Annotated in this window: 17 protein-coding genes and 2 pseudogenes; 13 read left to right on the top strand and 6 right to left on the bottom strand. The window is 74.6% G+C overall.

The window, feature by feature from the left end; translation table 11 throughout:
- Positions 1 to 13 precede the first annotated feature (13 nt).
- Together ASG41_RS07595 and ASG41_RS07600 are read right to left on the bottom strand one after the other, a co-directional pair.
- Positions 14 to 388 carry an STAS domain-containing protein gene (locus tag ASG41_RS07595; protein WP_235564611.1) on the bottom strand — a complete coding sequence of 125 codons (375 nt, stop codon included), beginning with the start codon at positions 386 to 388 and terminating at the stop codon, positions 14 to 16.
- Between the two features lie 160 nt (positions 389 to 548).
- Positions 549 to 1,673, bottom strand: coding sequence for a 5-methyltetrahydropteroyltriglutamate--homocysteine S-methyltransferase (locus ASG41_RS07600; protein WP_056292203.1), 1,125 nt, complete (start codon positions 1,671 to 1,673; stop codon positions 549 to 551).
- A gap of 61 nt (positions 1,674 to 1,734) precedes the next feature.
- Here ASG41_RS07600 and ASG41_RS07605 point away from each other — a divergent pair, with 61 nt between their 5' ends.
- The 3 genes from ASG41_RS07605 (at position 1,735) to ASG41_RS07615 (ending at position 5,228) form a co-directional block, all read left to right on the top strand.
- A complete protein-coding gene (locus ASG41_RS07605; RefSeq protein ID WP_056292206.1) occupies positions 1,735 to 2,031 on the top strand; it encodes a hypothetical protein in 297 nt (98 codons plus the stop codon).
- Positions 2,032 to 2,106: 75 nt separating this feature from the next.
- The gene (locus ASG41_RS07610) at positions 2,107 to 3,612 is read left to right on the top strand and encodes an aldehyde dehydrogenase family protein (RefSeq protein WP_056292210.1); all 1,506 of its coding nucleotides are present in this window, start codon (positions 2,107 to 2,109) and stop codon (positions 3,610 to 3,612) included.
- A complete protein-coding gene (locus tag ASG41_RS07615) occupies positions 3,609 to 5,228 on the top strand; it encodes a GMC family oxidoreductase (protein ID WP_056292213.1) in 1,620 nt (539 codons plus the stop codon). Before ASG41_RS07610 ends, ASG41_RS07615 begins: the two co-directional genes overlap by 4 nt.
- A 111-nt stretch (positions 5,229 to 5,339) precedes the next feature.
- Here the strand turns inward: ASG41_RS07615 and ASG41_RS25210 are convergent, their stop codons facing one another.
- Entirely contained in the window at positions 5,340 to 6,176 is an 837-nt protein-coding gene (locus ASG41_RS25210; RefSeq protein WP_056292251.1) for a LysR family transcriptional regulator, read from the bottom strand.
- An 88-nt stretch (positions 6,177 to 6,264) separates the two neighbouring features.
- Between ASG41_RS25210 and ASG41_RS07625 the strand changes: the two genes are divergently transcribed.
- Both ASG41_RS07625 and ASG41_RS07630 read left to right on the top strand, forming a co-directional pair.
- Positions 6,265 to 6,987 carry an SDR family oxidoreductase gene (locus ASG41_RS07625; protein WP_056292215.1) on the top strand — a complete coding sequence of 241 codons (723 nt, stop codon included), beginning with the start codon at positions 6,265 to 6,267 and terminating at the stop codon, positions 6,985 to 6,987.
- 52 nt (positions 6,988 to 7,039) lie between these two features.
- Positions 7,040 to 7,528 (top strand): DinB family protein, encoded by a 489-nt coding sequence (locus ASG41_RS07630; RefSeq protein WP_056292219.1) that lies wholly within the window; start codon positions 7,040 to 7,042, stop codon positions 7,526 to 7,528.
- A 4-nt stretch (positions 7,529 to 7,532) separates the two neighbouring features.
- Here ASG41_RS07630 and ASG41_RS07635 read toward each other — a convergent pair whose 3' ends face one another.
- Positions 7,533 to 8,861: an MFS transporter gene (locus ASG41_RS07635; protein ID WP_235564613.1), complete on the bottom strand. Its 1,329-nt coding sequence runs from the start codon at positions 8,859 to 8,861 to the stop codon at positions 7,533 to 7,535.
- Positions 8,862 to 8,933: 72 nt separating this feature from the next.
- Here ASG41_RS07635 and ASG41_RS07640 point away from each other — a divergent pair, with 72 nt between their 5' ends.
- Positions 8,934 to 9,902: a GlxA family transcriptional regulator gene (locus ASG41_RS07640; RefSeq protein ID WP_056292225.1), complete on the top strand. Its 969-nt coding sequence runs from the start codon at positions 8,934 to 8,936 to the stop codon at positions 9,900 to 9,902.
- Positions 9,903 to 9,944: 42 nt separating this feature from the next.
- Here the strand turns inward: ASG41_RS07640 and ASG41_RS07645 are convergent, their stop codons facing one another.
- Positions 9,945 to 11,459: an MFS transporter gene (locus tag ASG41_RS07645; protein WP_235564614.1), complete on the bottom strand. Its 1,515-nt coding sequence runs from the start codon at positions 11,457 to 11,459 to the stop codon at positions 9,945 to 9,947.
- A 302-nt stretch (positions 11,460 to 11,761) separates the two neighbouring features.
- On the opposite strand from ASG41_RS07645, the gene ASG41_RS07650 reads away from it, so the two are divergent.
- A complete protein-coding gene (locus tag ASG41_RS07650; RefSeq protein ID WP_235564616.1) occupies positions 11,762 to 13,531 on the top strand; it encodes a DEAD/DEAH box helicase in 1,770 nt (589 codons plus the stop codon).
- A 114-nt stretch (positions 13,532 to 13,645) separates the two neighbouring features.
- On the top strand, positions 13,646 to 14,077 hold the full coding sequence (locus tag ASG41_RS07655) for a hypothetical protein (RefSeq protein ID WP_056292228.1): 432 nt from the start codon (positions 13,646 to 13,648) through the stop codon (positions 14,075 to 14,077).
- A 156-nt stretch (positions 14,078 to 14,233) separates the two neighbouring features.
- Here the strand turns inward: ASG41_RS07655 and ASG41_RS25415 are convergent.
- Positions 14,234 to 14,854, bottom strand: a pseudogene (locus ASG41_RS25415) (GAF and ANTAR domain-containing protein); the annotation flags it as partial.
- A gap of 208 nt (positions 14,855 to 15,062) precedes the next feature.
- Here ASG41_RS25415 and ASG41_RS07665 point away from each other — a divergent pair.
- From ASG41_RS07665 to ASG41_RS07685, 5 genes and pseudogenes are all read left to right on the top strand, one after another.
- Positions 15,063 to 16,517 (top strand): NAD(P)/FAD-dependent oxidoreductase, encoded by a 1,455-nt coding sequence (locus ASG41_RS07665; protein WP_082556693.1) that lies wholly within the window; start codon positions 15,063 to 15,065, stop codon positions 16,515 to 16,517.
- 87 nt (positions 16,518 to 16,604) lie between these two features.
- A complete protein-coding gene (locus ASG41_RS07670) occupies positions 16,605 to 17,372 on the top strand; it encodes an SDR family NAD(P)-dependent oxidoreductase (protein ID WP_056292234.1) in 768 nt (255 codons plus the stop codon).
- Positions 17,373 to 17,520: 148 nt separating this feature from the next.
- Entirely contained in the window at positions 17,521 to 17,922 is a 402-nt protein-coding gene (locus ASG41_RS07675; protein ID WP_056292236.1) for a hypothetical protein, read from the top strand.
- Between the two features lie 62 nt (positions 17,923 to 17,984).
- A pseudogene (locus ASG41_RS07680) lies at positions 17,985 to 18,769 on the top strand (SDR family NAD(P)-dependent oxidoreductase).
- Between the two features lie 160 nt (positions 18,770 to 18,929).
- Entirely contained in the window at positions 18,930 to 19,958 is a 1,029-nt protein-coding gene (locus ASG41_RS07685) for a hypothetical protein (protein ID WP_056292239.1), read from the top strand.
- Positions 19,959 to 20,042 lie beyond the last annotated feature (84 nt).

Consider the following 20,042-nt stretch of genomic DNA (forward strand, 5'->3'; position numbering starts at 1 on the left):
CGCATCCTGTCGGTCAGTCCGCGGTGTGGCCCAGCACGTCCCACAGACCGGTGATCTGCAGCGGGCGCAGCACCGCCCGATTGTCCCCCGCGCGCAGCAGCAGGGTCCGTCCGGTCGACCGGACGTCGCGGTGCGCGGCGGCCAGCGCGCACAGGCCCGCGGAGTCCAGGAACGTCACCGCCGCCAGGTCGACCACGACCCGGACGGCACCCGGCCGGGCGAGCACCTCGGCCAGGCTCTCGCGCAGCCCCGGCGCGGTCATCGAGTCGACCTCGCCGGAGACGACGACCACCAGGTCCTCGCCGGCACCCTCGACGTCGACACGCATGGCGGTCGTCGCACCGACGACGGGTCCGGGGACGGTCCGGGGGCCAGGTACAGCCGTCATGAGGTCACTGCTTCCACTCACGCGGAGCCCCGGGTCGTCCGACCCGGTCCGCGGGGACTACCCGACGACGGCTGGCGACTCAACCGTTGGACAGGACCGTAGGGCCCCTCACGACCCGGTGTCCAGCAGTGCGCGCACCGTCACCCCCGGCGACGGCAGATCAGCCCCAGACCTCCGCCGCGGTCTCCACCACCAGCTCCAGCTTGGCCCGCTGGTCGTCGTGGGTCAGCGCGTTGCCCTCCACCGTGGAGGAGAACCCGCACTGCGGGGACAGCGCCAGCTGCTCGATCGGGACGTACCGGGCGGCCTCGTCGATGCGCCGCTTGAGGTCGTCCTTGCGCTCCAGCTCCGGGCGCTTGGTGGTCACCAGGCCCAGCACCACCCGCTTGCCCGGGGGGACGAAGCGCAGCGGCTCGAACCCGCCGGAGCGGGCGTCGTCGAACTCCAGGAAGAAGCCGTCGACCTCCAGCCCGCCGAACAGCGCCTCGGCGACGAAGTCGTAGCCGCCCTCGGCGACCCAGCTGGACCGGAAGTTGCCCCGGCACATGTGGGTGGTGACCGTCAGCCCCTCGGGCCGGTCCCGCAGCGCGGCGTTGATCTGGGCGATGTAGCGCTCGTGCTGGTGCTCGGCGTCCCGGCCCTGACCGGCCAGCTCGGCCCGCTGCGCCGGGTCGTTGAGGTAGGCCAGCGAGGTGTCGTCGAGCTGCAGGTACCGGCAGCCCTGCGCGGCGATGCCGGCGACCTGCTGGCGGTAGGCACCCGACAGCGCGTCCCAGAAGGCGTCCTCGTCGGGGTAGACGGCCGGGTCGATCGCCGCGGCACCGCCCCGGTAGTGGACCATCGAGGGCGAGGGGATCGTCAGCTTCGCCGTCTGGGCGGGCTGCACCGCGCCCTGCAGGTGGGCGAAGTCGTCGGCGAAGACCGGCTCGTCGATCGACAGCGGACCCTCGACCCGCAGCCCGGCCGGCGTGTAGTCCAGGGACCCGTCGGCGTTCTGGAAGTGCACCGTGATGTTCTCGGTGACCTTCGTGATCCCACTGATCCGGTAGATGAAGTCCATGTGCCACGACGCGCGGCGGAACTCCCCGTCCGTGGCGGTCTGCAGGCCGACGTCGGCCTGCATGCGCACCACCTCGTCGACGGCCTCGTCCTCGGCGGCGCGCAGGCCGTCGGCGTCCAGCTCACCGTCGGCGAACCGGGCCCGCGCGGTGAGCAGCGAGGCCGGGCGCAGCAGGCTGCCGACGTGGTCGGCGCGGAACGGGGGGCCGTCGGTCGGGCTGGTCATGTCCTGATCGTCACGCAGTCCCCGCCGACGTGCCCGCCGGGGAGCGCGGATACTCGAGGGCATGAGCAAGCGCGTGCTGACCGGCGCCGTCACCTGGGTCGTCCTCACCGTCGGGGCCTTCCTGCTGGACCCGATCCTGGGCGCCGCGGTGCTGGTCTTCGGCGGCATCCTGGTGACCATCGGCCACGTCGCCAGCACCTGGGGGGACGCCTCCTCCTACGAGGAGCGGGAACTGGTGCGCGCCCGCCGCCGGGCCGAGGCCCGGCAGGCCAACTCGGGCAAGCGGGAGAAGGAGCGGGCCCGGTACCGGGCGGCGATGGAGCGCAAGGCGGCGCGGGCGGCCCGCAAGGGCGCCTGACCCAGCTGCGACACCGCAGCCTGCGACGACAGATCGGGTTACCCGCCGGTAACAACCGGCGTAGTCTCCCGCGGCATGACCCTGGTCGAGTCGCCGGTCGGCAGCGCCGCCACCGACACCTTCGAGTCCACCTCCCCCGCCACCGGCGCCCGCATCGGGCAGTTCCCGGTGCACACCGCCGAGGACGTCGACGCCGTCGTCGCGCGGGCCCGGGTGGCTGCCGAGCGGTGGGCCGCCCTCGGCTTCGCCGGGCGCAAGCAGCGGCTGGCCGCCTACCGCGGCTACCTCGCGCGCCGGATGCACGAGCTCGCCGACCTGGTGCACCGGGAGAACGGCAAGCCGCACGCCGACGCGATCCTGGAGATCACCCTCGCCGTCGACCACCTGGCCTGGGCCGCGGCGCACGCGAGGAAGACCCTGGGTCCCCGGTCGGTCGCCCCCGGCCTGCTCGCGGCCAACCACCAGGCGACGTTGGAGTACCAGCCGCTGGGCGTCGTCGGGGTCATCGGGCCGTGGAACTACCCGGTCTTCACCCCGATGGGCTCGATCGCCTACGCGCTGGCCGCCGGCAACGCCGTGGTCTTCAAGCCCAGCGAGTTCACCCCCGCCATCGGCGCGTGGCTCGCGCAGGCCTGGTCGGCCGCCGTCCCGGATGCCGCGGACGCCTTCCAGGTGGTCACCGGGCTCGGCGCCACCGGCACCGCGCTGTGCCGCGCCCGGGTCGGCAAGATCGCCTTCACCGGGTCCGCGGCGACCGGCCGGAAGGTGATGGCCACCTGCGCCGAGACGCTCACCCCGGTGCTCATGGAGTGCGGCGGCAAGGACGCCATGATCGTCGACGACGACGCCGACGTGACCGCTGCGGCCGACGCGGCCGTGTGGGGCGCGATGAGCAACGCCGGGCAGACCTGCATCGGCATCGAGCGGGTCTACGCGACGTCGGCGGTCTACGACTCCTTCGTCGCCGCCGTGACGACCCAGGTGCAGGGCCTGCGCCCCGGCGCCGACGACGGCGCCTCCTACGGCCCGATGACGATGCCCGCGCAGACCGACGTCGTACAGCGCCACCTGGACGAGGCCGCGGCCACCGGTGGGCGGGCGGTCGTCGGCGGCACCGTCGACGGCGGCTACGTCTCCCCCACCGTGCTGCTGGACGTGCCGGAGTCCTCGTCCGCGGTGCAGGAGGAGACCTTCGGCCCGACGATCACGATCACCCGGGTCGCCGACGCCGAGGAGGCGCTGCGGCTGGCCAACGGCACCTCGCTGGGCCTGGGCGGCTCGGTGTTCAGCGGCTCCGCGGAGCGCGGGATGGACCTGGCCCGGCGGATGCGCAGCGGCATGACGTCGGTCAACTCGGTGATCACGTTCGCCTCGGTGCCCGCGCTGCCCTTCGGCGGCGTCGGCGAGAGCGGCTTCGGCCGGATCCACGGGGAGGACGGGCTGCGCGAGTTCACCCGGGCCAAGGCGATCACCCGACAGCGCTTCCCGTTGCCGGTGGCGCTGATGAGCTTCGGCCGGCCCGCGTCGGCCGCCGACGCCCTGGCCCGGGTCATGGGCCTGGTGCACGGACGCCACCGGTGAGCGAGGACCGGTTCGACGTCGTCGTCGTGGGTGCCGGCTCGGCCGGCTGCGCGCTGGCCGGGCGGCTGAGCGAGGACCCGTCGCTGCAGGTGCTGCTGCTGGAGGCCGGCGGGTCCGACGACGTCCTCGAGGTGCAGGTGCCGGCCGCGCTCTACAAGACCTTCCGCACCCGGCGGGACTGGAACTACAGCACCGAGCCGCAGCCCGCTGCGGCCGGCCGGTCGGTGTTCTGGCCGCGCGGCAAGCTGCTGGGCGGGTCCAGCTCGATCAACGCGATGATCTACGTCCGCGGTGCCGCGGCGGACTACGACGAGTGGGCGCAGCTGACCGGGGACCCCCGCTGGTCCTACGACGAGGTGCTGCCGGTCTTCCGCCGGATGGAGGACAACGCCCGCGGCGCCGACGCCTTCCACGGCGTCGGCGGACCGCTGCGCGTGGAGGACCCGCGCAGCCCGCACCCGTGGAGCCGCGCCGTCGTGGAGTCCGCGGTGGCCGCCGGGTACCCGCGCAACACCGACTTCAACGGCGCCGCACAGGAGGGCGCCGGGCTCTACCAGCTCACCCAGAAGCGCGGCCGGCGCTGGTCGACAGCCGACGCCTACCTGCGCCCCGCGCTGGGCCGGCCGAACCTCACCGTCCGCACCGGCGCCCAGGCCACCCGGGTGGTGCTGGAGGGTGCCGACGGTGACCTGCGAGCCACCGGCGTCGAGTACCGCTCCGGCGGGTCCGTGCACCAGGTGCACGCCGAAGAGGTGGTGCTCTCCGGCGGCGCGATCAACTCCCCGCAGCTGCTGATGCTCTCGGGCATCGGGCCCGCCGAGCACCTGCGCGCCGTCGGCGTCGAGGTGCGGCACGACCTGCCCGGGGTCGGCCAGGGCCTGCAGGACCACCCGCTGGTGCCGACCATCTGGCACGTCCGGAGCGGGAAGTCGCTGTTCCGCGGCGAGTCCCCCGCCGGGTACGCGCAGTGGTTCGCCGCCCGCCGCGGCCCGCTGACCTCCAACCTGGCCGAGGCCGGGCTGTTCACCCGCTCCCAGGACGGCCTCGCCGAGCCCGACCTGCAGTACCACTTCCTGCCCGTGAAGTACTGGCAGCAGGCCCTCGTCGACCCCGACGTGGACGCCTTCACCGCCTGCGCGGTGCTGGTCCGGGTGGCCTCCCGCGGGTCGGTGACCCTGCGCTCGGCCGACCCGACCTGGGCACCGGCCATCGACGCGGGTTACCTCACCGAGGACAGCGACCTCGAGGCGCTCGTCACCGGGGTGGAGAAGGCCCGGGAGATCGCCGCCGTCGGACCCCTGGCGCGGGTGCTGGCCGACGAGTGGTCACCGGGCGGCACCGTCTCCACCCGCGCCGCGCTGCGGCAGAGGGTGCGGGAGACCCTCGAGTCGCTGTACCACCCGGTCGGCTCGGCCCGGATGGGCACCGACGAGGACGCCGTCGTGGACCCCGAGCTGCGGGTGCGCGGCGTCGCCGGGCTCCGCGTCGTCGACGCCTCGGTGATGCCGACGCTGGTCCGCGGCAACACCAACGCCCCGACGATCATGGTCGCCGAGCGCGGCGCGGACCTGGTGGCGGCGTCCCTGGGCGCCCGGAGCGCGGCCACGACCCGCTGAGGGTCGCCGCACACTGCGCCCCTTGCCCGGGGCATAGGAAGCTCTACACCCCCTCATCGCCCCCGCGGGGGGTGTGGAGCTTCCTATGCCGCCGAGGGGGCGGCCGACGGGTCAGAGCCGCAGGGCGGTGCGCACCAGCCCGGCGACGGCGAGCGACCGGCTGTGCGGGGGCCAGGCGACCACCGTCGTCACCGGCTCGGCGTCGAGCACGGGCACGGTGGTCAGGCCCTCCCCCAGCTGCGAGCGCACCGACTCCGGGAACACCGCGAAGGTGCGGCCCAGCGCGACCAGTTGCAGCAGCTGGGCGTGGTCGCGGACCTCGGGGCCGGACCCGTCGGGGCGCCCGGCCGGCCCGGACCAGCGCGGGGCGGGCAGCCCGGGCAGGTCCGCGAGGTCGGCCAGGACCACGTCGGTGCGCCCGGCCAGCGCGTGCCCGGCCGGCAGGACGGCGACCTGCCCCTCGGTGCCCAGCTCCTCCACGTCGAGGCCGGTCAGGTCGTCGTAGGGGCGGTGCAGCAGGGCGACGTCGGCCCGACCGTCACGCAGCACCGCGCCCTGCTCGCCGACGCCGACCAGCAGCACCTCGACCGGAACGGCGTCGGGTTCGGCGGCGTGCGCGTCCAGCAGCTCGGCCAGCAGCTCGGCCGACGCCCCGGCCTTGACCGCGAGCACGACCTCGGCCCGGCCGGGGGCGGCCCGCCGGGTGCGACGCTCGGCGGCCTCGACGGCGGCCAGGGCGGCTCGGCCCTCCCTCAGCAACACCGCGCCCGCCGGGGTCAGCGCGACCACCCGGCTGGTGCGCTCCAGCAGCGCGCCGCCCAGCCTGCGCTCCAGCTGGGCGATCGCCCGGGACAGCGGCGGCTGCGCCATCCCGAGCCGCTGGGCGGCACGGCCGAAGTGCAGCTCCTCCGCGACCGCGACGAAGTACCGCAGCTCCCGGGTCTCCACGTCCTCGACGGTACCGATACCCACAGGGCATCGGTGGGCACCGGACCGGTCCTGGCCCCCCGGCCGGGACGGGACGACGCTGGAGCCCGTGAGCACACAGACGACCGCGCTGGTCACCGGCGCGAACAAGGGCATCGGCTACGAGATCGCCGCGGGGCTGGGCCGGCTGGGCTGGGCCGTCGGCATCGGTGCCCGGGACGACGAGCGCCGCGAGGCCGCGGTGGCACGGCTGCGGGAGGCCGGGGTGGATGCGTTCGGCGTCCCGCTGGACGTCACCGACGACGCGAGCGTCGCGGCCGCGGCCGCGCTGCTGACCGAGCGGGGCGGGCTGGACGTGCTGGTGAACAACGCCGGCGTCACCGGCGGCGGGGTGCAGACCCCCAGCGAGGTCGACATGGACGCCGTCCGGGCCGCCGTGGAGGTCAACGTCTGGGGTGTCGTCCGGCTGACCAACGCGGTGCTGCCGATGCTGCGCCGCTCGCCGTCCCCACGGATCGTGAACGTGTCCAGCGGGGTCGGGTCGCTGACCCGGCAGAGCGCCGACGACGGCACGACCGGCCCGCTGTCGGCGGCCTACTCCCCGTCCAAGACCTACCTGAACGCGATCACCGTGCAGTACGCCAAGGAGCTGGCCGGCGCCGGCGTCCTGGTCAACGCGGGCTGCCCCGGCTTCGTGGCCACCGACCTCAACGGCTTCCGCGGCACCCGGACCCCCGAGGAGGGTGCGCGCACGCCCATCCGGTTGGCCACCCTCCCCGACGGCGGACCGACCGGCACGTACTCCGACGACGACGGCCCGATCCCCTGGTGAGCACACCGCTGGTGTCCTACGGTCGCGGCACCGAGCTGGGGAGGGACCGTCGATGACCACCCGTGAACGCGCCGACCTGATCGAGTCGCTGCAGACCCACCGCTGGTTCCTGGTGCGCACCGTCGAGGGCCTGACCGACGAGCAGGCGAGCCTGCGGCCGACGGCCAGCGCGCTCTGCCTGGCCGGGATCGTCAAGCACACGTCCTGGACCGAGGCGGGCTGGGCCCGCTTCACGACCGACGGCGCGGCGGGGATGGCCGACACCACCGACGACCGCGAGGACCAGTGGGACCTCGCCGACGGCGAGGCCCTGGCCGACGTGCTGGCCCGGTACGCCGAGGTGGCCGAGCACACCGACTCCCTCGCCGCGACGCTGGACCTGGACGCCGAGCACCCCCTGCCCGAGGCGCCGTGGTTCCCGCCCGGGGCCGGCCGCTCGGTGCGGCGGGTGCTCCTGCACCTGGTCGGGGAGACCGCGCAGCACGCCGGGCACGCCGACGTGCTGCGCGAGTCGATCGACGGTCGGCGGACGATGGGCTGAGGCCTCACCCGCGGGTGACGGCGTCCTCCGCGGCGGCCAGCTCGGGGTCGGGCGCCGGGGCAGGCGCGGGGGTCCGGCTCTTCGCGATGGCGAAGGACAGGCCCGCGGCGACGACGCAGAGCAGCGCGGCGCCGTACCAGGCGGCGTCGTAGGTGCCGGTGACGTCGCGGACCACGCCCGCGGAGTAGGCGGCGATCGCCGCGCCGACCTGGTGGGAGGCGAACACCCACCCGAAGACGACGGGGGCCCGGGCCCCGAAGTGCTGCCGGCACAGCGCCAGGGTCGGCGGCACGGTGGCCACCCAGTCCAGGCCGTAGAAGACGATGAACGCGATCATCGAGGCCTGCAGGTCCGACCCGAACAGCGGCGGCAGCAGGGACAACGACAGCCCGCGCAGGCCGTAGTAGGCGACCAGCAGCAACCGGGGGTCCACCCGGTCGGTGAGCCAGCCCGAGGCGATGGTGCCAGCGATGTCGAAGAGCCCGACCAGCGCCAGCAGGGACGCCGCCGTGGTCACCGGCATGCCGTGGTCGTGCGCGGCGGGGATGAAGTGCGGCTGGACCAGGCCGTTGGTGGTGGCCCCGCAGATGGCGAAGCCCGCGGCCAGCAACCAGAACACCCGGGTCCGTGCGGCCAGCGCCAGCCCGGCCAGCGCCGTCCTCGCGGCGTTGCCGGTGACCCGGGGCGGCTCGTCGGCGGCGGTCCCGCCGTAGGGCACGGCGCCGACGTCGCTGGGCCGGTCGCGCAGCAGCCAGGCCACGAACGGGGTGACGACGAGGGCGGCGGCCGTCGTCCCGAGCGCTGCCGGGCGCCAGCCGTACGCCTGGCTGACCTGCGCCACGATCGGCAGGAAGACCAGTTGCCCGGCGGCCCCGCCCGCGGTCAGGACGCCGGAGACCAGGCCGCGCCGCTGCACGAACCAGCGTCCGGTCACCGTGGCCACCAGCGACATCGCCATCGACCCGGTGCCCAGCCCCACCAGCAGTCCCCAGCACACGACCAGCTGCCACGCAGAGGTCATGAAGACCGTCAGCCCCGACCCGATGGCCACCACCAGCAGCGCGGCCACGACGACCCGGCGGATGCCGAAGCGCTCCATCAGCGCGGCGGCGAAGGGCGCGGTGAGCCCGTAGAGGGCCATGTTCAGCCCGACGGCGGCCGAGATGGTCGAGGTCGACCAGCCGAACTCGGCCTGCAGCGGCTCGATCAGCACGCCGGGCACGGCCCGGAACGCGGCGGCGCCCACCAGGGCCAGGAAGGTCACCGCGGCCACCCACCAGGCGGGGTGGACCCGGCGGGCACGCTGCTGCGGGGCGGTCTCCTGCGTGGTCACGGCGGAGAGCATGACGGCCGGGGACGCCGCACGACCAGTGGCCGGACAGCCAACACGTGCAAGGATCCGGCCATGTCCGTCCACCGGGTCGTCGTGCTGGCCCTGGAGAACACCGTGGCCTTCGAGCTGGGCCTCCCGCACGCCTTCCTGGCCGGCGCCCGCGACGAGCACGAGGCCGCGCTCTACGACGTCGTCACCGCCACGGTCGACGGCGGCCCGGTCACCACGAGCGCGGGGTACCGGGTGCTCCCCGACGGCGACCTCTCGCTGCTGGGCGGCGCGGACACCGTCGTCGTCCCCGGGGTGGCCGGCGGGCCGGCGATGCGCGGCGAGGGGCTGCCGGAGGAGCTCACCGCCGCACTGCACGGGCCCGCCCGGCTCGTGTCGATCTGCACCGGGGCCTTCGTGCTGGCCGCCGCGGGCCGCCTCGACGGGCGCCCGGCGACCACGCACTGGATGCACGCCGAGCGCTTCGCCGCGCTGTACCCGCGGGTCCGGCTGGACCCCGACGTGCTCTACGTCGACGACGGCGACGTCCTCACCAGCGCCGGCAACGCCGCCGGCATCGACCTGCTGCTGCACGTCGTCCGCCGGGACCACGGCAGCGCCGTGGCCACCCGGGTGGCGAGGCGGCGGGTGGTCTCCCCCTGGCGGGACGGCGGGCAGTCCCAGTTCGTCGACCGGCCGGTCCCCGAGCCCACCGGCCCTGGGACCGCGACCACCCGGGCATGGGCCACCCGGCGGCTGGACCAGCCCCTCACCCTGGACCAGCTCGCCGGGCACGCGGCGATGAGCGTGCGGACCTTCACCCGCCGCTTCCGCGAGGAGACCGGGCTGAGCCCGTCGCGGTGGCTGACCCAGCAGCGGGTCGACCTGGCCCGGCACCTGCTGGAGACCACCGACGCCAGCGTGGACCGGGTCGCCGAGCAGGCCGGCTTCGGCACCGCCACCTCGCTGCGCCAGCACCTGCACGCCGCGATCGGCGTCGCCCCGCTGGCCTACCGGCGCACGTTCCGCGGGAGCGTCGCCACGGGCAGGTGAGGGTCGGTGCACGTCGTCCGTGGACGTGGTCGCTGGACGTGGTCAGTGCACGTGGTGGCCGTGCGCGTGCTCGTCCTCGCGCCGGTCGGCCTGCTCCTGCTGCTCCTGCTGCTGCAGGGAGGGCCGGTCCCGGCGCCAGTCCAGCACCGCGATGACCAGGGCGGCCAGCGCCCCGAGCACCGCCGTCCCCAGGGCGACGCCGGCCGCGACCGGGTACTCCCCCGAGCCGGACAGCACCACGTAGAACAGCCCGGGCAGCACCGCCGAGCCCAGCGCGGCGCCGAAGCGCTGCATGGTCTGCAGCCCACCGCCGGCCGCCCCGGCCATCCGCACCGGCACGTCGCGCAGGGTGAGCGTGATGTTCGGGCTGATCACGAAGCCGCCGCCCAGCCCGGCCAGGAAGAGGGTGGGCACCACGACCCAGCCCAGGATCTCGGTGGGCACCAGCCAGACGACGACCGCGGTGGCGGCCAGTCCGGTGGAGACGACGCTGAGCCCGATGACGGTCAGCAGCCGACCGAACCGGCTGACCAGCCGCCCGGCCAGTGCCGCGGACCCGGCCGCGCCGATCGCGAAGGGCACCACCGCCAGCCCGGACTGCAGGGGCGTCCAGCCCAGACCGGTCTGGAAGAACAGCGCGAACACCAGCCAGATCCCGCTGAACCCGATGAAGTACACGGTGCCGACGGCGACCCCGGAGGCGTAGCCGCGGGTCTCGGTCAGCAGCCGGACGTCGAAGACCGGCTCCCGGCCACGGGCGACCACCCGCCGCTCCCAGACGGCGAACGCGGCCAGCGCGACCGCACCCAGCAGGAAGAGCCACCAGAGCCGGGCGATGCCGCCGGACTCGGCCTGCACCAGCGGCAGCAGCACGAACGTCGCGCCGACACCGAGCAGCAGCACCCCGACGACGTCGATGTCGGTGCTGGTCCCGGCGGGCTCCGCCTTGGGCAGCAGCCGGGTGGCCAGCACGAACGCGACGACGCCGATGGGCACGTTGACGAAGAAGATCGCCCGCCAGCCCAGGTCCTCCCCGAACAGCCCGATCAGCAGCCCGCCGACGACCGGGCCGATCGCCGTGGAGACACCGACGGTGGCACCGAAGAGCCCGAACGCCTTGCCGCGCTCGGGCCCGCGGAACAGCTGCTGGATGAACGCCGAGTTCTGCGGGGCCAGGAAGCCGGCGGCCACGCCCTGCACCAGCCGCGCCACCACCAGCAGCAGCACGCTGGGCGCGGCACCGGCGGCGGCACTGGAGAGCACGAAGACCACCAGGGCGACCAGGAAGATCCGGCGTCGTCCGAACGCGTCGCCCAGCCGCCCGGCCGGCACGAGCACCAACCCGAAGGTCAGCGCGTAACCCGACACCACCCACTGCACGCCCGACGCCGTCGTCCCCAGGGCGTCCTGCATGGAGGGCAGCGCGACGGAGACGATGCTGACGTCGAGCAGGGTCATGAACCCGACGACCAGGGTGACCGAGAGCGCCTTCCACCGCCGGGGGTCCGGTTCGTAGGGCGGGTCCTGGCGGTCCTGCTGCTGGGGGGACGCGCTCACGCTGCACTCACCCCGCCGTTCTACGCCGCGACGGCGGTGCGGACGACTCGGGCGGTTCGGGTGTGACCACCGACTCGCCCCGCACCGGGCCGTCCGGCGTCCCGGGCGTGGCAGAGTGGTGATCACCGGCGTTGCCCCCCGCTCATCCGAGAGCAGGTGGACTCGACGTCGGCGCGACAGGCTGCGCCACCGAGGCGCGCCGGCGACCCGACGTCCGACCGGACGGTGCGGCCCCAGGTGTGACCACCGCGGGCCCCGCCCTGGCGACGGACGGTGGCCACCACACGGTGAGGACCCCCGACGTGAACGCAGAACAGCCCGCAGGCGAGCGCCCCCGCCGCCGCGCCACCCGCCCCGCCGGCACCGCCGACGGCCGCACCACCCCCGCCTTCCGCGCCCCCTCGGCCCCCCGGCCGCAGCCGCTGGTGACCACCCACGAGCCGCACCGGCCCGAGGTGCAGGGCGAGCCGGGCACCGGCCGTCGCCGTCGCGGCGGCCGGGGTCGCGGGAACGCCTCTGGCTCGGCCCCCGCCGAGCAGGGCGCCGGCACGCAGGCCGCGACCACGCCGCCGGCCGAGGCGCCGGTGGCCAACCCGCGCGCCCAGCAGCCGGTCGTCCAGCCGCGGGTGGAGACGGTGCCCGCCGGCGCCGACGCCACCGTGCTGCCCACCGACACCACGTTCGCCGCCCTCGGCGTCCCCGCCCCGCTGGTCGAGGTGCTGACCGCCAGCGGGATCGCCTCGCCGTTCCCGATCCAGGTCGCCACGCTGCCCGACACGCTGGCCGGCAAGGACGTGCTGGGGCGCGGGCGCACCGGCTCGGGCAAGACGCTGGCCTTCTCCATCCCGCTGGTGGCCCGGCTCGCCGGCTCCACCGCGAAGCGCCAGCCGCGCAAGCCGCGCGCCCTGATCCTGGTGCCGACCCGCGAGCTGGCCAACCAGGTCTCGGCCGTCGTCGACCCGCTGGCCCGTGCCCTGGGCATGAAGACCACCACCGTCTTCGGCGGCGTCGGCCAGAACCCCCAGGTGCAGGCCCTCATGGGCGGCATCGACGTGCTCATCGCCTGCCCCGGCCGGCTCGAGGACCTCATCAAGCAGGGGCACTGCGACCTGTCCGCCATCGAGGTCACCATCCTCGACGAGGCCGACCACATGGCCGACCTGGGCTTCCTGCCCGGCGTCAAGCGCCTGATGGACCGCACCCCGAAGGTCGGTCAGCGACTGCTGTTCTCGGCCACCCTGGACAACGGCGTCGACGTCCTGGTCAAGCGGTACCTGGACCACCCGAAGACGCACTCGGTCGACCCCGCCGTCGCCCCGGTCTCCACCATGACCCACCACGTGTTCCGGGTCGACACCCTGGACAAGAACCAGGTCGTCAAGGAGCTGGCCTCCGGGCTGGACCGGGTGGTGCTCTTCACCCGGACCAAGCACCAGGCCAAGAAGCTGGCCAAGCAGCTCACCGCCGGCGGTGTGCCCGCCGTCGACCTGCACGGCAACCTGAGCCAGAACGCCCGCGAGCGCAACCTCGAGGCCTTCACCAACGGCTCGACCCGGGTGCTGTGCGCGACCGACATCGCCGCCCGCGGCATCCACGTGGACGACGTCGCCATCGTCGTGCACGTCGACCCGCCGGCCGAGCACAAGGCCTACCTGCACCGCTCCGGGCGCACCGCCCGGGCCGGCGCCGGCGGCACCGTCGTCACCATCGCCACGCCCGACCAGGCCGGCGAGGTCCGGCTGCTGGCCCGCCAGGCCGGGATCACCCCCGAGGTGACCGCGGTCAAGCCCGGCGCCCGCGAGATCGTCGCGCTGACCGGCCCGGCTGCGCCCTACGTGGAGCCGGCGCCCGTCGTCGAGCAGCCCCAGGGCGGCGGCGGTGGCGGCAACGGCGGCCGACGTCGCAGCCCGGCCGGTGGCGGCGCGACCGGTGCCCGCTCCGGCGGGCGCTCCGGCGGCTCGGGTTCCGGCGGCGGCCAGGGCCGCTCCTCGGGTCCGGCCCGGACCCGCGCCGAGCTCGCCGCCCGCGCCGGGCAGCAGCCCGCCGGGCGCTCGCGTCGCGCGAGCCGCTGACGCACGCACCGCACCACCCACACCGCCCCGCGGACCGCTCCGGTCCGTGGGGCGGTGTGCTGCGGGGTGCGGGAGACTCGGACCCGACGATCCACCACTGCTGAACGAGGTCCCATGCGCCTGCCCATCACCCCCGCCGAGATCGCCCCCCGCATCGCGACCGGGGCGTTCATCCTCAACTCCGGTCTCGGGAAGCGGAACGCCGACGAGGGCACCGCGGCCGGCCTGCACGGCTTCGCGACGGGCACCTACCCGTTCCTGTCCAAGGTCGCCCCGGCCACCTTCGCCAAGGCCCTGTCGACGGCGGAGATCGCCATCGGCGCCGCGCTGCTCACCCCGTTCGTGCCCACCGCCGTCGCCGGCGCCGCGCTGACCGCCTTCTCCGGCGGCCTGCTCGGGCTCTACCTGCGCACCCCGGGGATGACCAAGCCGGGCACGTCGGTCGCCCCCACCCAGGACGGGCTGCCGGTCTCCAAGGACGTCTGGATGTTCGGCATCGGCCTGGGCCTGCTGACCCAGGCCGTGCTGGACCGCCGCGCGAAGTAGCGCCGCAGCACCCACCACAGCACCGCAGCACCCGGGGCCGATGGTCCAGGTCCCCCGGCGTCGCTCGGCGGAGGCCAGCGAACGCTCGTGGGCGTCGACCAGCCGCTGGGCCAGGTCGCGCAGCTTCTCGTTGCTCTCCTGGCTCTGCCGCTTGAGCGCCATCAGGGCGGTGTCCGAGCTGCACCGGGCGCGCTCCATCAGCATGCCCACGGCCTGCCCGATCACCTGCCGGCTGACCAGCGCCTTCTGCAGGTGGTCGACCTCGGCGTCGTGGTCGCTCATCCGCAGCGCCACCGACAACGCGCCGGTGGCCTGCGCTGCCCAGGCCTGGGCGGCCGAGGCGTCGGCCTCGGTGAACGCCCGCGGCCGGGTCGCGTACAGGTTCAGCGCCCCGCGGGCGGTGCTGCCGATCTGCAGCGGCAGCGAGAGCGTCGACCGGATGCCGGCCTGCACCGCCCGCTCCGGGTAGGGCGCCCACCGGGTCTCGGTCGCCATGTCCGCGACGCTCACCATGCCCCCCGTGCGGAGGGACTCCAGGCACGGGCCGGCGTCGAGCTCGTACTGCCGCTCGTCACCGACACGTGCCAGTTCACCGCTGTAGGCGATCGTCTCGCCCCGGCCGGCTCTCTCCAGGCTCAACCCGCAGGCCTCGGCCCCGGGCGTGGTCTCCACGGCCCTCTGCAGCAGCTGCTGCAGGAAGTCCGCGCTGTCGCTGGCGGAGTCCAGGATGTCCCCGAAGTCCACCGACCCGTCGACGACGGGCTCCCCGCCGGTCATGCAGTCCTCCACACGCACGAACCCGCCCCGCTGTCTCGAGGTGGCCCGAAGTCACTGGGGGAGAATCTAGACGACCGGCGGAACCAGAGCGGACGGTGGCGCGACACACCGCGGCGGGGCAGGCTGTGCGCAACGTCGCACGCACGGTGGACGCGCAGGTCGCACACGTCCCGTGCCGCCACGCGCGGCGTGGGACGATGGAGACATCATGACGACATCCGGAGCTGCTGTGCCCACGAACCAGACCACCGGCCACCGACCGCGGGTCGTCATCATCGGTTCCGGATTCGGCGGGCTCTTCGCCGCCCAGCGGCTCCGCAAGGCCGACGTCGACGTCACCCTCGTGGCCAAGACCGGCCACCACCTCTTCCAGCCGCTGCTCTACCAGGTGGCCACCGGGATCCTGTCCGAGGGCGAGATCGCCCCGCCCACCCGGGACATCCTGAAGAACCAGGCCAACGCCAAGGTCGTCCTCGGCGAGGTCGTCGACATCGACCTGTCGGCCAGGACGATCACCTCCTGGCTCCTGGGCCGGGAGACCGAGCACCCCTACGACCACCTCATCGTGGCCGCCGGTGCCGGGCAGTCCTACTTCGGCAACAGCCAGTTCTCCCAGTACGCCCCCGGCATGAAGAGCGTCGACGACGCCCTCGAGCTGCGCGGCCGCATCCTGGGCGCCTTCGAGATGGCCGAGGTCGCCACCGACCCGGCCGAGATCGACCGGCTGCTGACCTTCGTCGTCGTCGGCGCCGGCCCGACCGGGGTGGAGATGGCCGGCCAGATCGCCGAGCTCGCCCGCCGCACGCTGAAGAAGAACTTCCGCAACATCGACCCGAAGACCGCCCGGGTCATCCTGCTCGACGCCGCACCTGTCGTGCTGCCGCCGTTCAAGGAGAAGCTGCAGAAGAACGCGCACCGGCAGCTCAACGAGATCGGCGTCGAGGTCCAGCTGGGCGCGATGGTCACCGGCCTGGACGCCAACGGCCTGGACGTCAAGGACACCACCTCGGGCGCCACCCGCCGGATCGTGGCGGCCACCAAGATCTGGGCCGCCGGCGTGCAGGCCTCGCCGCTGGGTGCGCTGCTGGCCCAGCAGTCCGACGTCACGATCGACCGGGCCGGCCGGGTCGAGGTCCAGCCCGACCTGACCATCCCGGGTCACCCCGAGGTCTTCGTGGTCGGGGACATGATGAGCCTGGACAAGCTGCCCGGCGTCGCCCAGGTCGCCATCCAGGGTGGGCGCTTCGCCGCCGACCGGATCGCCGCCACGGTCTCGGGCAAGAAGGGCAAGGAGAAGTTCCAGTACTTCGACAAGGGCTCGATGGCCACCATCAGCCGGTACCACGCGGTCGCCGACCTCGGGAAGTTCAACGTCACCGGCTTCCTGGCCTGGGCGATGTGGCTGCTGGTCCACCTGGTCTACATCGTGGGCTTCAAGAGCCGCGTGGTGACCACCTTCAGCTGGATCGTGTCCTTCCTGGGCAAGGGCCGCGCGCAGCGGGTGGCCACCCAGCAGCAGGTCTACGGCCGGCTCGCGCTGGAGAAGCTCGGCCCGGACTTCGAGGTGTCCCAGACCGGCGGCCTCGGGGCCGCTGACGCCGACGACGTCCAGGGCGCGCTCGACGTCGCCGACGGTGCCCCCGTGGGCGGCGCCCGCAGCTGACGGCCGCACCCGACCCGCGACGGGCGGTCCTCCCCACCGGGAGGGCCGCCCGTCGTCGTCGGTGGGTGGTGGCTAGCGTCTGAGGGCGTGACGTCGCCCCGCACCCGCTCGCTGGTCACCGGTTCCTCCCGCGGCATCGGCGCCGCCGTCGCGCAGGCCCTCGCCGCTCGAGGCGACCGGGTCGCCGTGCACTACGGCAGCAACGCCGACGCCGCCCGCGAGGTGCTCGCCGGGCTGCCCGGCGACGGGCACGTGCTGGTGTCCGGCGACCTGGCCGACCCGGCCGCCGTCGCCGACCTCGTGGCCGCGGCCGTCGAGGGGCTGGGCGGGGTCGACGTGCTGGTGAACAACGCCGCGGCGCACGACCACCTGGTCGTCGAGGACTCCGACTACGACCAGTGGCAAGCGTCGTGGCAGCGGGTGCTGTCGGTCAACGTCCTCGGGACGGCGAACGTCAGCTGGCAGGTGGTCCGGTACCTGCTCGACCGGCCCGAGGGTCCCGAGGGAGGGCGGCTCGTCACGGTCGGCTCGCGCGGGGCGTTCCGCGGGGAGCCGCAGGCGATGGCCTACGGGGCGTCCAAGGCGGCAGTGCACTCCCTCACCCAGTCCCTCGCGCTCGCGCTGGGTGGGCACGGCATCGGGGTCAGTGCCGTCGCCCCCGGGTTCGTGGCCACCGACATGGCCACCACGCTGCTGGCCGGCCCCGTCGGTGAGGGCATCCGCGCGCAGAGCCCGTTCGGTCGCGTGGGCGAGCCCCCAGAGATCGCCGCCGCGATCGCGTTCCTGACCGGCCCGGACGCGCTGTGGTGCAGCGGAGCGGTGCTGGACGTGAACGGCGCCTCCTACCTGCGGTGACGGTCCGCCGGGTGCAGGTCGAGGTGCACGACGTCGAGCTGTCCTGTTGCGGGGGGCCGCTGGGCATCGGCGACCGGGTCGGGTGGAGCCTGCTGCTGTCGACCGACCCGGACGAGGCGCCGGGGACGCCGTCGACACGGTGTGGACGGTGACGGCGCTGTCCGGGTCAGCCCGCCACCTGGACGGTGGCGACCTCTGCGCGACCTGGGTCGGGTCCGGGCCACCGCCCCCGCTGGGCATCTCCCGGCTGAGTGGTCACCTCTCCGCCACCTGGCACGGCGGGACGACCGACGAGGACCTGGCCACCACGGCGGCGCGCATCGAGCGCATCCAGGTGGTGAGCCGGGAGTGGGAGGAGGTCGCCGTCGTCCCCGCGGGCCGGTCGGCCGCGCACGGCGGGCGGTCCTTCGCCGCGGTGCCCGAGAGTGTCGGACTGCGGGACGTCGACACCGCACCCGGCGGCCTCGTCGACTCCTCTCCCCCCGGACGACGGGACACCTCCTACCGCGACGAGTCCGGGTGGCTCGTCGACCTCCGCATCGAGGGCTGACCCCGGCGGGCCAACCTGCCGACGGCGGTCGTGACGCCGGGGACGACGGGTAGGCGCCGGGGATGACGACTCCCACGAAGCCCCTCGCCCTGGTGACCGGCGCCTCCTCCGGCATCGGCCTCGAACTCGCTGACCAGTTCGCCCGGCACGGCCACGACCTGCTCATCGCCGCCGATGACGCCTCCGGGCTGTCCACCGCCGCGCACCGGCTGACGGCGCTCGGCGCTCAGGTGACCGAGGTGGTGGGCGACCTCCGCCGCGGTGCGGAGGTCGAACGGCTGGCGGCCGCGGTCGGGGACCGCCCCCTGGACGCGCTCGTGCTGGACGCGGGGATCGGGGCCGGCGGCGCGTTCGTCGAGCAGGATCTCGCGGACGTGCTCTCGGTGGTCGACCTCGACGTCCGGTCGACCGTGCACCTGGCCAGGTTGCTGTTGCCGGCGATGGTCGAGCGGGGCAGGGCCGGGTGCTGGTGCTGTCACCGATCGCTGCGACGATGCCCGGCTCGTACCAGGCGGTCTACAACGCGTCCAAGTCGTTCGTGCAGTCCTGGACGGAGGCGCTGCAGTCGGAGCTGTCGGACTCCGGGGTCACGCTGACCGCACTGACGCCCGGACCGGTGGACACCGACTTCTTCCGCCGCGGTGGGCTGCTGGGCACCGGCATGGGCCAGGGACCCAAGGACGACCCGGCCGACGTCGCCCGGCACGGCTACGAGGCGCTCATGGCCGGCCGCAAGAAGGTCTTCTCCGCGTCGATCCCGACGCGCGTGATGGGGGCCGTCAACGCCGTCGTGCCGGACACCGTGAAGGCCGCGCTGCACAAGCAGATGGCCAAGCCGAGGAGCTGATCCACCCGGGGGGCCTACGGAACGTGACCGGCCGGTTCCATCGGTCCACCCCATCGGAGGACGTCTGCCCCCGTGCCTGGAACCCCTTGGTTCCGTTGTACTGGGTGTCGTCGTCCGTCGACCCTGGGTGGAGGTGTGCACTGTGTCTTCTCGTCGTGGTGTGCGTCTGTCCCGGGTCGCCGGGCGGGCCCTGACCGTTGCTGGGCTGGGCGTGGGGGTGTGGCTGGCCGGTCAGGCGACCGCGCAGGCCGATGAGGCCCCCTCGCTGGGTTCTGCGCTGGCCGGGGTGACGGCACCGGTCGCTGACCTGGTGACGACGGTGACGGCGCCGGTGGCGCCGGTGGTGGCCCAGGTGGCTGCCCCGGTGGCTCAGGTGGCCGCCCCCGTGGTCGCGGAGGTCGCGGCACCGGTGACGCAGGTGGCACTTCCGGTGGCGCGGGTCGTGGCGCCGGTCGCCGAGGTGGCTGCGCCCGTGGTGGCGCCGGTCGCCGCAGTGGTGGCGCCGGTCGTGCAGGCCGCGGCACCGGTGGTGACGCCGGTCGTGCAGGCCGCGGCGCCGGTGGTGACACCGGTGGCCGGTTCCCTCGCCCCCGTCACCGCCCCGGTCCTCGTCCCGGTGGTCGACCTCGTCTCCCCGGTGACCGACGCCCTCGCGCCGGTCCTGTCGGCGCTCTCGCCGGTGACCAGCGCGTTGTCGCCGGTGGCGGGTGCTCTGGCGCCGGTGGTCGGGCCGGTCGTGGGGCCGCTGGCCCCCGTTCTCGGGCCGCTGGCCCCCGTCATCGGGTCGTTGGCCGTGGTCCTCGCTCCCCCGGCCGCCCCTGCTGACGGGTCCGCCATCGAGCTCGTGACGGCTCGCACCGCGGGCCCCGTCGCCCTGTCCTCCCCCGCCTCCGGCGCGTCGCCGGCCGATGCTGCTCTCGGGTCCGCCATCGCCGTCCCCGCTGCGGCTGCCGCTGCCGGAACCCTGCCTGCTGGTGCGGTCCCCGCGCCGTTGGCTCCGGTTCCCGCCGCCCCGGTCTCCCCGCTGCACGGCTCGGCCGCCGGCGGTTCTCCCTCCTCCGACCAGACGGCGGCCGACCTGTCGGACGCCACCCTGGCCGCCCTCGGCGCGGGCCTGTCCGCCGTCGCCGACACCGCCCGCTCTGCTGCGGGCAACACCGCGTTCGACCCCTCTTTCTCCCCCGACTGACACCGCCGCCCGCTCAGCCTCTGCGCGCTGAGCCCGGCAGTCCCCAGCCCCCCGCCTCTCGTGCGGGTGCTGGTCCACCTCAGT

The organism is Modestobacter sp. Leaf380 (assembly GCF_001424485.1).
GTDB lineage: Bacteria > Actinomycetota > Actinomycetes > Mycobacteriales > Geodermatophilaceae > Klenkia.